At 62.6% G+C, this 11,246-nt stretch carries 13 protein-coding genes; 1 reads left to right on the forward strand and 12 read right to left on the reverse strand.

The annotated features are described in order from the left end of the window. The 12 genes from QZY06_RS03580 to QZY06_RS03635 all read right to left on the reverse strand — a co-directional run. Positions 1 to 184: SDR family NAD(P)-dependent oxidoreductase (locus tag QZY06_RS03580; RefSeq protein ID WP_295680287.1), on the reverse strand; the 184-nt coding region annotated here is incomplete at its 3' end. A 68-nt stretch (positions 185 to 252) separates the two neighbouring features. Beyond that, the gene (locus QZY06_RS03585; RefSeq protein WP_295680291.1) at positions 253 to 1,185 is read right to left on the reverse strand and encodes a catechol 2,3-dioxygenase; all 933 of its coding nucleotides are present in this window, start codon (positions 1,183 to 1,185) and stop codon (positions 253 to 255) included. Between the two features lie 83 nt (positions 1,186 to 1,268). Then, positions 1,269 to 2,330, reverse strand: a complete 1,062-nt coding sequence (gene dmpG / locus QZY06_RS03590) for a 4-hydroxy-2-oxovalerate aldolase (protein ID WP_367275556.1) — start codon at positions 2,328 to 2,330, stop codon at positions 1,269 to 1,271. Beyond that, the gene (locus QZY06_RS03595) at positions 2,327 to 3,235 is read right to left on the reverse strand and encodes an acetaldehyde dehydrogenase (acetylating) (protein ID WP_367275557.1); all 909 of its coding nucleotides are present in this window, start codon (positions 3,233 to 3,235) and stop codon (positions 2,327 to 2,329) included. Before QZY06_RS03595 ends, dmpG begins: the two co-directional genes overlap by 4 nt. Then, entirely contained in the window at positions 3,232 to 3,486 is a 255-nt protein-coding gene (locus QZY06_RS03600) for a 2-hydroxymuconate tautomerase (RefSeq protein WP_295680293.1), read from the reverse strand. The genes QZY06_RS03595 and QZY06_RS03600 overlap by 4 nt, the downstream gene beginning before the upstream one ends. Before the next feature lie 21 nt (positions 3,487 to 3,507). Next, positions 3,508 to 4,593 (reverse strand): aromatic ring-hydroxylating dioxygenase subunit alpha, encoded by a 1,086-nt coding sequence (locus QZY06_RS03605; protein WP_293387824.1) that lies wholly within the window; start codon positions 4,591 to 4,593, stop codon positions 3,508 to 3,510. Between the two features lie 12 nt (positions 4,594 to 4,605). Further along, positions 4,606 to 5,727 carry an aromatic ring-hydroxylating dioxygenase subunit alpha gene (locus QZY06_RS03610; RefSeq protein ID WP_295680298.1) on the reverse strand — a complete coding sequence of 374 codons (1,122 nt, stop codon included), beginning with the start codon at positions 5,725 to 5,727 and terminating at the stop codon, positions 4,606 to 4,608. Between the two features lie 47 nt (positions 5,728 to 5,774). Then, a complete protein-coding gene (dmpH, locus tag QZY06_RS03615; RefSeq protein WP_295680301.1) occupies positions 5,775 to 6,557 on the reverse strand; it encodes a 2-oxo-3-hexenedioate decarboxylase in 783 nt (260 codons plus the stop codon). Positions 6,558 to 6,573: 16 nt separating this feature from the next. Next, on the reverse strand, positions 6,574 to 7,374 hold the full coding sequence (dmpE, locus tag QZY06_RS03620; RefSeq protein WP_022976841.1) for a 2-oxopent-4-enoate hydratase: 801 nt from the start codon (positions 7,372 to 7,374) through the stop codon (positions 6,574 to 6,576). 148 nt (positions 7,375 to 7,522) lie between these two features. Beyond that, positions 7,523 to 8,983, reverse strand: a complete 1,461-nt coding sequence (locus tag QZY06_RS03625; RefSeq protein WP_367275558.1) for a 2-hydroxymuconic semialdehyde dehydrogenase — start codon at positions 8,981 to 8,983, stop codon at positions 7,523 to 7,525. A gap of 68 nt (positions 8,984 to 9,051) precedes the next feature. Further along, positions 9,052 to 9,486: a heme-binding protein gene (locus QZY06_RS03630; RefSeq protein ID WP_295680308.1), complete on the reverse strand. Its 435-nt coding sequence runs from the start codon at positions 9,484 to 9,486 to the stop codon at positions 9,052 to 9,054. Beyond that, complete coding sequence (locus QZY06_RS03635) at positions 9,483 to 9,860, reverse strand: 2Fe-2S iron-sulfur cluster-binding protein (protein WP_295680311.1); 378 nt, start codon at positions 9,858 to 9,860, stop codon at positions 9,483 to 9,485. The genes QZY06_RS03630 and QZY06_RS03635 overlap by 4 nt, the downstream gene beginning before the upstream one ends. A 197-nt stretch (positions 9,861 to 10,057) precedes the next feature. Between QZY06_RS03635 and QZY06_RS03640 the strand changes: the two genes are divergently transcribed. Further along, positions 10,058 to 10,963: a LysR family transcriptional regulator gene (locus tag QZY06_RS03640; protein ID WP_295680315.1), complete on the forward strand. Its 906-nt coding sequence runs from the start codon at positions 10,058 to 10,060 to the stop codon at positions 10,961 to 10,963. The last annotated feature ends 283 nt before the right edge of the window (positions 10,964 to 11,246 follow it).

Below are 11,246 nucleotides of genomic sequence, written 5' to 3' on the forward strand. Positions count from 1 at the left end.
CCGACGCGATGTCGGCCACGCAGGCCACGATGTTCGGCTGCCCTGATGCAAGCGCGGCGACGCTGTCGGCACTGCGAGCGACGGCGATCACTTTCAGTCCGCGTGCCGCCAGACGACGCGCGATGACCTGGCCCATCGCGCCGGTGGCGCCGACGACGATGGCGATGTCCTGTTTCTGGTTCATGAGTTTTCGTCAGATGAAAAAAGGGCGGGCCTGAGCCCGCCCCTGGATGCTGCTGGAAGCCGCGAGACTCAGGTCAACACGTTCAGGAAGCTTTCGCGCGGGGTGAAGTCCTGCGAGAAAGTTGCCGCGCCGAGTTCGGTGGTATCCCAGACCAGGGTCGGTGTGTCCGGGTAGTGGATGTAGCCTTCGGCGAACACTTCGTTGCGATTGCCGCTGGGATCGAAGAAGTAGATCGTCGAGCCGCGCGTCACGCCGTGACGGTTCGGGCCGACATCGACCGGCACCCGATACTTGCCGATGCGATCCGCGGCCTTGACCACGTCGTGCGCCGATTCGAGCAGGAACGAGGCATGGTGGAACTTGTTCTTCTCCGGCTGCAGCACGAAAGCGATGTCGTGCGGCGTGGTCGAGCAGCTCAGGAACACGGCGAGCGAAATCTTCGCTTCATGGTGGATGAGCTTTTCCGACAGGTCGAACTCGAACACTTCGGTGAACAGCTTCACGCACTCGTCGAGATTGTCGCCACCGAGCAGCAGATGATCGAGACGGTTGATGTTGAGGCCGCGGACCACGCCGTCGTCGGGCACCACACCCGGGTTGTGCAGACCCATGGTGTTGCCGATCTGATCCTTGTGCGCATAGAGCTGCATCGTGTGGCCAGATGGCAGCACGAACTCCAGACGGCGGCCGCTCTTCGGATAAACCCCGGCAGCGATGTGCTTCACCTCGATGCCGAAGGCCTTGATCTTCGGTTCCAGACGATCGAGCGTCGCGTCGTCGTAAACCTTGAACGCGAAGTAATCCATGCCTGGTCGGTTGCTGGGAATCAGCACGATCGAGTGATGGTCGTGCTCGTCCCAGCACTTGTAGTAGACGCGCCCTTCGGCGTCTTCGAGCACTTCATGCAGACCCATGATGTGGTCGTAATGGTGTTTCGATTTCTTCATGTCGGTGACGCGGATCGCGATCTCGCCGACTCTCAGGACGCCTCTCATAGACATATGCTTTCTCCTCGCTTTATCGCTGACCGGATTCGGTCGTTGGCTGCTGCATTCGGTGAAAAATCTTCGCGGCTCGATTCCGTTCAGGCCGCTTTGTCGTTGAGCAGACCGCGCTCGCGCGCCATGGTCAGCGCCGTGTCTTCGATCATGTCTTCCTGGCCGCCGATCATCTTGCGTTTGCCAAGCTCGACGAGAATGTCGCGCGCCGGCAGGCCGTACTTGGCGCCGAGACGCTTGGCATGCAGCAGGAACGTGGAATAGACGCCTGCGAAACCCAGGGTCAGTGACGCGCGATCAACGCGCACCATCTGATCCATCATCGGCACGATCAGGTCTTCGGCCATGTCCATCAGCTTGAACAGATCGCAGCCGGTATCGATGCCCATGCGATCGCAGACCGCGACGAACACTTCCAGCGGCGTGTTGCCGGCACCGGCACCGAGGCCGGCCACCGAGGCATCGATGCGCGAAGCACCTTCCTCGATCGCAGCAATGGAGTTGGCGATGCCCATGCCGAGGTTGTGATGACCGTGGAAGCCGATCTGCGTTTCCGGCTTCAGCACTTCACGCAAGGCACGCACGCGGCGCTTCACATCCTCCGGCAGCATGTAGCCGGCCGAGTCGGTGACGTAGACGCACTCCGCGCCGTAGCTCTCCATCAACTTGCCCTGCACCGCCAGACCTTCCGGCGTGTTCAGGTGCGCCATCATCAGAAAGCCGACGGTGTCCATGCCGAGCTTGCGGGCGTAGGCGATGTGCTGCGGCGTGGTATCGGCTTCCGTGCAGTGAGTCGCCACGCTGACGCTGCGCACGCCGTGGTCGTAGGCCGACTGCAGCTCCTTCATCGTGCCCATGCCCGGGATCAGCAGCACCGAAACCTTGGAGCGCTTGATGTGTGGCATCACCGCAGTCCAGTACTCCTCGTTGGAATGCATGGCGAAGCCGTGCTGCAGCGAATTGCCACCGAGGCCGCCGCCATGGGCGACCTGCATCAGCGGCACGCCGGCAGCGTCGAGCGCCGAAGCAACCGCGACCATCTGTGCTGTGGAAATCTGCTCGCGCTTGGCGTGCATGCCATCGCGCAGGCTCATGTCATGGATCAGGACCTTGCGGCCCTTGAGGTCGATGAAGCCGTCGTTGTTCATGCTGCCTCCTTCAACTTGATGCGTCCCGCAAGGATTCCTTCAGCGAACATCTCCGCAGTGCGCGTCGCAGCGGCGGTCATGATGTCGAGGTTGCCGGCGTAGGTCGGCAGGTAATCACCGAGGCCCTTCACTTCCATGAACACGGCCACCTTGTTGCCGTCGAACACCGGACCGTTGACCAGGCGATAGCCGGGCACGTACTTCTGCACTTCGCCGATCATCTGCTGCACCGATTCGCGGATGGCAGCCTCGTCCGGCTTGTCGTCGGTCAGGCAGTAGATGGTGTTGCGCATCATCATCGGCGGCTCGGCCGGATTGACCACCACCAGCGCCTTGCCCTGGCGCGCGCCACCGACGACTTCGATGGCATTCGAGGTCGTGTAGGTGAACTCATCGAGATTGGCGCGGGTGCCGGGGCCGATCGATTTCGAGGCGACACTGGCGATGATCTCGGCATAGCTCACGCTCTGCACTCTCGACACGGCGCGGACGATCGGGATCGTCGCCTGGCCGGCGCAGGAAATCATGTTGAGATTCATCGCGCCCTTGGCGGCGTGCTCGGCGAGATTCACCGGCGGTACACACAGCGGGCCGATCGCCGCTGGCGTGAGATCGATCATCATCACGCCGAGCGCGGTCAGCTTGTCCGAGTTCGATTTGTGGACGTAGGCGCTGGTAGCATCGAAGGCGATCTGGATGCCGTCTTCGAGCACATGTGGCAGCAAGCCGTCGACGCCTTCATGCGTGGTCTTCAGGCCCATGTCCCGAGCCATCTTGAGACCTTCGGAATTCGCATCGATGCCGACCATCCACACCGGTTCGAGCAGCGGCGAGCGCTGGATCTTGTAGATCAGATCGGTGCCGATGTTGCCGGAGCCGATCAAGGCACAACGGATCTTTTTCATGATGCGGCGGCCTCCCGATGCAACTGGCCATTGATGCCGTTCACGGCAGCCGGCGCCGGCATCTTGCCGTTCTGAGCTGCGGTGACGCCACCGACCGAAAAGTCTTCGCCGCCCATCTCGTGAATCAGGATGCGGACGTTCTCAGGCTTGACGCCAAGCACCTCGACGACGGTCTCGGTGACGCGCTGTGCGAGCCTGCGTTTCTGCTCGACCGTGCGGCCTTCGAGCAGGTTGAACTGGATGATGGGCATGAGGGTTCTCGGGAAGTGGATTCAGGGACTTTCGACGGCGGACATCGCATACACGCGACGACTCGCAGCCGGCACTTGTCCTTCGGCGTCGATCATCTTGCGCAGCAGGCGTCGGACCTTGATCGGGCCGGCGTCATTGCAGATCAGCACCGGATGCAAACCGAAGAAATCATCGGTGCCCATCTCGGCGTGCACGGCTTCGATGACCGGTCCGTCCTCGGTCTCGAAGGCGGCATGCATGGCCTGGATCTTGGCCTTGTTGTACTCGCCGTCTTCGACCAGATGATTGCGTCGCGTCGCGAAGAAGTAGTGCGTGGTGTCGGCGCTTTCCGGCGTACAGGTATGCAGGTCGTACTGGCCGACGCAGTCGATGAGATCGAGATTCTTAGTCGGGTCCTGCACCGCGCCGACCGACAGCTGGATGTTGGCCGGCGCCGTCCAGGTGATCTCGAAGTAATGCCGCGCGGGGCCCAGCGGCTCCGGCATGAACGGCGAAAAGATCATCAGCGGCGGCTGCTGCGTCCACTCGGATCGCGAGGTGACGGTGGTCGACGTCTCACTCAGCTTTGGCGTCAGCGGCGACAGCTGGCCGCGGGTGGTGATGATCTCGCCATGCACGTGATCGATATGGCTCAAGTCCATCACGTTGTCGGTGATCAACTCGTAGTTCGCTTTCATGTGCATGTAGGTCGCAGCCACCGCGTTGGGATGGCCTTCCTCGAGCGGACTGAAGTCCGGCAGTTTTGAAGCGTCTGCAGCGGCCTCGCCCATCCAGATCCAGATGAAGCCATAGCGTTCCAGCAGCGGGTAGACGCGCACGCGCGCACTCGGCGGCGTTGCGCCGGTGCCATGCGGGTTGTGCGTGCAGCGGCCAGAGCAGTCGAAGCGCAGGGCGTGGTAGAGGCAGGACACTTCGTCACCGACGCGCTTGCCGAGATGCAACGGCGCGAAACGATGCGGACAACGGTCATGCATCGCGACCGGCGTACCGTCCTGTTTCCGGTAAATCAGGATGGAGGTGTCGAGAATCTTGCGGTGGAACAGCGCAGTGGCGTCGACCTCGGTCGATATCGCGGCGACATACCAGACGTTCTGAAGAGCTTTCATGGGGCTGTCTCCTCAGGCCATCGCAGGTTCGGCGCGGGCGGCCGTATGGCTCGCCGTCGCGCTGTCGCCGGCTTCGGCACGCAGCATCTCGTCGAGCAGACGCAGCATCTTCGAGGGGCCGGCATCGTGAATGATCGACACGGTCTGGAAGTCCGGCCGCTCGCTGACGCGGATATGCTGCGCTTCCAGCACCTGGCGATCCTCGGTGAAGGCATCGTCGAGGTTGTCGCGCAGCAGTTCGGACAGGCCCGGGAATTCGCAGTGCTTTGCCGCGCCCCAGGAGTAGTAGTAGTCGACCGATTCGGCATCGTTCGGCGTCACCGCCTGCGAAGTCCAGGTGTCGGCGATCATCGAGCCGGTCGGTGCGCCTTCGTCGCGGTCGTCGGCGATATGCACACGGAAATGCAGCACCCAGGTGCAGGGGATCGTGTGGGTGACGTCGAAGTGCAGATCGAACAGCGTGCCCGGCGGGAACAGGTGCGAGAGGAAGGTGCTGATCGGCGACTTGCGCACCACGTATTCGGTGCGCATGCCGTTCGGCAGCATCGTGAACGTCGGCTTGATGTGTGTGTACTTTTCACGCGTCATCGGATCCGGCGCACCCAGCGTGTCGCGATGGACCCAGACCAGATGGGTCAGGTCGGCAAGGTTGGCGATCTCCAGGCGGTAGCTGGCATTGACGTGCATCTGCGAGGTCTTGACGTTCCAGTCCGGATCACTCGGACCGATGGCATGCGGGATCAGCTTTTCATCGGCCTTGGCCGGATCGCCCATCCAGACCCAGACCCAGTTGTCACGCTCAACGACCGGGAAGGCACGCACGCAGGCGCGCGGCGGAATGTGGTCCTGACCGGGAATCTCGTTGCATTTGCCGTCCGGGCCGAAGCGCAGGCCGTGGTACATGCAACGGATGTTGTCGCCTTCCTTCTGGCCCATCGACAGCGCGGCCTGACGATGCGCGCAACGGTCTTCGAGCGCCACGATCGCACCGGTAGGCTTGCGATACAGCACCACTCGTTCACCGGCGATCTTGCGAGCCACCAGCGCACCCTTGGCCTGGGTGAGCGAGTTCTTCTGGCTCTGCGTGAACAGGTAGTCCCAGCCGGCGTTGTACCAGGCATTCTTCACGAACATTGCAGTCTCCTCCATCGCGGCTCTGCGGCCTTGTTTGGTTGTGAAACTCAGACGAAACGGAAGGACACCGAACCCATGTCCTGGAAGCGCGCGGTGATGCAATCGCCGGCTGAAACCGGGATCGCTTCGGTAATGCCACCGGTCATCACATAGCTGCCCGCCGGCAGCACTTCGCCACGGGAGGCCAAGTGCTTGACCAGCATCACCACGGCATTGGCCGGATGATTCAGCACGGCGGCGCTGGCACCGAGCGCCATGATTTCACCGTTCTTCTCGATCACGACGCCAATCGTGCGCAGATCCATTTCACGCGGATCGCGCGGCCGACCGTCGGTGACGTAACGCGACGAGGAACCGTTGTCGGCGATCACGCTGACCAGATCGAACTTGAACTTCTCGTAGCGCGAGTCGATGACTTCGACGGCCGGGATGATGTAGTCGGTCGCCGCCAGCACCTGCTCGACGGTGATGTCGCCCTTGAGTTCGGCCTTGGTCACGAAAGCGATCTCGGCTTCCACTCGCGGATGGACCAGTTCCTTGATGTCGATCACGCTGTTCTCCGGGCGCGAGAAGCTGGCCATCAGGATGCCGAAGCTCGGCACGTCGACGCCCATCTGCAGCATCTTCGCTTTCGAGGTCAGACCGGCCTTCAAGCCGACGCAGCGATCGCCGCGGGCGATCCAGCGGCGGCGCAGTTCGTCCTGCACCGCGTAACCATCTTCGATGCTCATCGACGGATATTCGTCGGTGAGCTTGGTCATGGTGGTCGCGTGATCCTGCGCGTTGAGCACGCGGTCGGTCAGCTTGTTGATGATCGTGGTGTCGAGCATTGGAGTTTTCTTTCGATCAGACAAAACGAATGTCGCAGGAGCCCAAGCCCCCGACGGTGCAACGCATGTGGTCGCCAGCGACCACCGGAATCAGCGAGGACTGCGAGCCGGACAGGATCACTTCGCCGGCCTTGAACGGAATGCCAAGCGCACCGAGCGTGTTGGCCAGCCACACGACCGCATTGACCGGCCCGCCCTGCACCGCAGCGCCGGCCGCGGTGGAGAACAGATCGCCATTGCGTTCGAGCACCATGCCGGCGAGGTTCAGATCGAGATCGGTCGGCTTCTTCTTCGCCTTGCCGAGCAGATAGACACCGCAGGAGGCGTTGTCGGCCACGGTGTCCTGGATCTTGATCTTCCAGTCGGTGATGCGGCTGTCGACGATCTCGAAGCAGGCGACGACGTAGTCCGTAGCGCGGATCACGTCGGTCGCCGTGATGCCCGGGCCGTTAAGATCGTGCTTGAGCACGAAGGCCACTTCGGCTTCCGCCTTCGGCTGGATCAGGCCGGCCAGCGATACGTCCTGGCCTTCGACGAAAGCCATGCCGGAGGTCAGCTGGCCGAAGTCCGGGCGAGTGACGCCGATCATGTCCTGCACCGCTTTCGAGGTGACGCCGATCTTCTTGCCGACGATGTGCTCGCCGGCTTCGAGGCGCCGCGCGACCATGCGCTGCTGGATGCGATAGGCATCGTCGATGGTGATCAGCGGCTCGCGCGCCAGCAGCGGCGCAACGGTGGTGCGAGTGATCAGCGCGTTGTAGAGCTCGTCGCCGTAATGCTGAATCTGGGCTTCGGTGAAGCCGGTCTTGCCGTCCATGTTCATCTCTCTTTCGTAGGGTGGGAAAGCGGCTTCACCGCGCATCCCACCGTTTACAGTGAACTCGTCATGAGACTGAGTTCACCCGGCGTTCAAACTCATCCAATCCGGCGGGATGCGCGGCCAAAAAGCCGGCCGCTTTCCCGCCCTACAGCTTCACGCAGACGTTGCGCAGCTCGGTGTAGAACTCCAGCGAATGCACGCCGCCTTCGCGGCCGATGCCGGATTGCTTGCTGCCGCCGAAGGGCGTGCGCAGATCGCGCAGGAACCAGCTGTTGATCCAGGTGATGCCGACTTCGACCTTGGCCGCCACGCGATGAGCGCGGGACAGGTTGCTGGTCCAGATCGCGGTCGACAGGCCGTACTTGGTGTCATTGGCCATGCGGATCGCATCGGCCTCGTCATCGAACGGCGTGATGTGGCAGCAGGGCCCGAAGATCTCTTCTCGGATCACGCTCGCGGTTTCCGGCAGGCCGGTCCAGATCGTCGGCTGCACCCAGGAACCGTTGGCCAGTGCGCCCGCCATGTCCGGCACGCCGCCACCGGTGACGATGGTCGCGCCTTCCGCCTTGGCCTTGGCGTAATAGGACAGCACCTTGCCCTGGTGTTCTTTCGAGATCAGCGGGCCCAGGGTCACGCCCTTCTCTTCGGAAGGGCCGAGCTTCAGCGCTTCGGCCTTGGCTTTCAGGGCAGCAACGAACTTGTCGAAGATCGGCCGCTCGACGTATAGCCGTTCGGTGCCGAGGCAGACCTGACCGCAGTTCAGGAACACCGAGCGCATCGTGCCTTCGATGGCAGCATCGAAATCGCAGTCGGCGAAGATCAGGCCGGCATTCTTGCCGCCGAGCTCGAAGGACACATCGCGAATACCTTCCGCGGTGTTCTTGATGATCGCGGCACCGGTGCGGGTTTCGCCAGTGAAGGTGATCGCGGCGACGCCTTCATGCCGGGTGAGGAATTCGCCAGCCGAGTTCGGGCCGAGGCCGTGAACGACGTTGTAGACGCCCTTCGGCACGCCAACCGCGTTCATCACTTCGCCGAGCAGGGTCGCGGTGCCCGGGGTTTCTTCGGACGGCTTGACGATCACCGCATTGCCGCAGGCCATGGCCGGGCCGACCTTCCAGGTCATCAGCAGCAGCGGCGCATTCCAGGGGCAGATCACGCCGATCACGCCTTTCGGCACACGCAGCGCGTAATTCAAGGCGCCGGCGCCATCCGGCGTCGGCGTCATGAAGCTTTCGGTGGCGACGTTCTTGACCACGTCGGCAAAGATCTTGAAGTTGGCCGCGCCGCGCGGGATGAAGGCGTGCTCCATCATCGATTTCGGCTGGCCGGTATCGGCCATTTCGGCGGCGACGAAATCGCCGAATCTGCGCGTGATCTCGTCGGCAACCTTGTGCAGCAGGGCGGCGCGCTCATCGATGCTCATCCGGCCCCACGGACCTTCCATCGCACCCTTGGCGGCAGCAACGGCGGCATCGATCTCGGGCTGGCCACCTTCCTGCACGTGGCCGATCAGCGCGTTATCCGCCGGCGAACGCTTCTCGAAGGACTTGCCGCTCTGGCTGTCGACGAACTCGCCGTTGATGAAGTGCTTGAAGCTTTTCAGTGCGGCGGCAGCGACAGGAGGCGCGCCGGCGGCGGAGGGATCGTTGGCCATGAGTGGGGTCTTCGCGTTCAGGAATGGAGTGCTGCGACAGCGGCTTCGGCGCACAGAACGTCCTGCGCTTCAGAGCCGCCGGAAACACCGACGGAGCCGATCACCAGCTCATCGTCACGCAGCGGCAGTGCGCCACGGATCAAGGTGAAACCGGCAATGTTGAGCAGGCCTTCTCGCACCTGCGGACGTTCGGCGGCAAAAGCACCTTCGACGACTTCGGCCGGCAGGCCAGCTGCAGAAGCCACGCTCTTTGCCTTGGCGATGCTGACCTCGTCCGAGATCAGGAAGGCATTGGGCATTCGCAGATAGGCGACCAGGCGAGCGGAACTGTCGACAACAGCAACGCAGACGTTGATGCCCAGCGCTTCGGCCTTGGCGACAGCAGCCGCGGCCACCCGCATCGCCGCCGCGTGATGAATGACCGGACGGGCCACGGACAAGGGCGTGCTCATGACGGCGTTCCGGTGGATGAGGGCTGGCTGCTGCTGCGTGTCGTCAGGCTGCGGATCAATTCCGCCGTGCTCATCTGCGCGCAGCGGTTGACGCGTTTGCCGAGCGCCTTGAGATGGAGATCGCTGGTGGGTGTCAGACGGCAGGCGAGCACGATCGCCTTGCTGCGGCATTCATGGGTGACTTCGTCGATGCTCATCACGCCCAGCTCGTAGCTGCCGGACAGCACCTGCACGCGGCAGACACCACAACCACCGCTGCGGCAGCCGATTGCGATCGAGGCATTGCTGCGCCCCGCCATCGCATCGAGCACCGACTGATCGCCGCGACAGGCGAATTCGGCACTGCTGCCTTCGATGGTGATGCGATGCTGCATCAGGCTCTCTCCTCGTCATGCGTCAGCGCCTCTGCGGGCGTTGTACGGACATCGTCTAGCTGGCGCAGCGAGTACTGCGCGTGATCGAAAAGGTAGGCCGTTCGACCTATACCGTCCATTACTTTTGGTTTGCCGTTGCGATACCCGAGCGGTATCGTTCCGCAGCTCAAGCCCGAGCCGCGTGAATCACCTTTGGTATGAAATTCGGCCCCATCGAGTTCCGGCACCTGCGCTACTTCACGGCTGTCGTCGAGTCGAAAAGCTTTCGCGCGGCGGCTCAGCGGCTGCATGTCTCACAGCCGCCGCTGACCCGTCAGGTGCAGCAGCTGGAGGAACTGCTCGGCGTTTCCCTGCTCGAGCGGCAGCCGCGTGGCGTTGAACTGACCGCCGCCGGCGCGGTGTTCTACGAAGAAGCGCGCAACCTGCTGGCGCTCGCCGAACAAGCCATCGACCGCACCCAGATGGCCGCGCAGGGGCAGCTCGGCAGGCTCGATATCGGGGTGTTCGGCTCGGCGGTGTTCGATGCGATTCCGCGGGTGATCCAGGCGTTCCGGCTGGCCTATCCGAAAGTCGACATCGTGCTGCATAACCTCGACCGCGCCGGGCAGATCCGGGCGCTGCGCGAGCGGCGGCTGACCGTCGGCTTCAATCGCTTCTTCGTCGAGGAGGTCGGCCTGCTCTGGGATGTGGTGTTGCACGAGCAGCTGAACGTGGCGGTGCACGAAGCGCATCCGTTCGCGAAACGCGAGCAGCTGAACTTCGATGATCTCGCCGACCAACCGCTGATCGTCTATCCACGCACCTCGCGACCGAGCTTCATCGATCAGGTCTTGAGCATGTTCCACAGCCGCCATCTGACTCCGCAGATCGTTCAGGAAGTGGACGACGTGGTCACCGCGATCGCGCTGGTGTCATCAGGCTTCGGCCTGACCCTGGCCAGCGATTCGGCGCTGACCCTGCGCCTGCCCGGGGTCGTCTACGTGCCACTGGAAGCGACCGAGGCCCAGATCGATCTCTGCATGATCCGCCGCGCCGACGATGAATCCGCGCTGCTGCGGGCGTTCATCGACGTGGTGCATGCGGTGCTGCCGCCACGCGGCTAGGAGTCCATCAGATCGGCGGCCCGGCACGATAAGCGCCGATACCGAGCCAAGCGCTTGATTTCAAAAGGCTCGGGGCATTTCTGCCCCTGACCAGTCGCCGATCGAAGTTCGATCCCGGCAATCAATTATTTTTGACGGTTCCGTCAAATATTTTGTGCGTCTGCGACAAGCGGCTGATTTGCAACGATAAATGGTGAGCCGTATTTCTTGACCTCGCCACCGACCGTGCTTATACTGCACCGCAACAACAGTCATTCACCGCAGTGCAAAAGAAGAAAAACTC

Source organism: uncultured Nevskia sp. (assembly GCF_903885465.1).
GTDB lineage: Bacteria > Pseudomonadota > Gammaproteobacteria > Nevskiales > Nevskiaceae > Nevskia.

Coding starts and splice junctions, on each gene's coding strand:
- QZY06_RS03585 (WP_295680291.1), bottom strand. CDS start 1,185: ATGTCTATGAGAGGCGTCCTGAGAGTCGGCGAGATCGCGATCCGCGTC.
- dmpG (WP_367275556.1), bottom strand. CDS start 2,330: ATGAACAACGACGGCTTCATCGACCTCAAGGGCCGCAAGGTCCTGATC.
- QZY06_RS03595 (WP_367275557.1), bottom strand. CDS start 3,235: ATGAAAAAGATCCGTTGTGCCTTGATCGGCTCCGGCAACATCGGCACC.
- QZY06_RS03600 (WP_295680293.1), bottom strand. CDS start 3,486: ATGCCCATCATCCAGTTCAACCTGCTCGAAGGCCGCACGGTCGAGCAG.
- QZY06_RS03605 (WP_293387824.1), bottom strand. CDS start 4,593: ATGAAAGCTCTTCAGAACGTCTGGTATGTCGCCGCGATATCGACCGAG.
- QZY06_RS03610 (WP_295680298.1), bottom strand. CDS start 5,727: ATGTTCGTGAAGAATGCCTGGTACAACGCCGGCTGGGACTACCTGTTC.
- dmpH (WP_295680301.1), bottom strand. CDS start 6,557: ATGCTCGACACCACGATCATCAACAAGCTGACCGACCGCGTGCTCAAC.
- dmpE (WP_022976841.1), bottom strand. CDS start 7,374: ATGGACGGCAAGACCGGCTTCACCGAAGCCCAGATTCAGCATTACGGC.
- QZY06_RS03630 (WP_295680308.1), bottom strand. CDS start 9,486: ATGAGCACGCCCTTGTCCGTGGCCCGTCCGGTCATTCATCACGCGGCG.
- QZY06_RS03635 (WP_295680311.1), bottom strand. CDS start 9,860: ATGCAGCATCGCATCACCATCGAAGGCAGCAGTGCCGAATTCGCCTGT.
- QZY06_RS03640 (WP_295680315.1), top strand. CDS start 10,058: ATGAAATTCGGCCCCATCGAGTTCCGGCACCTGCGCTACTTCACGGCT.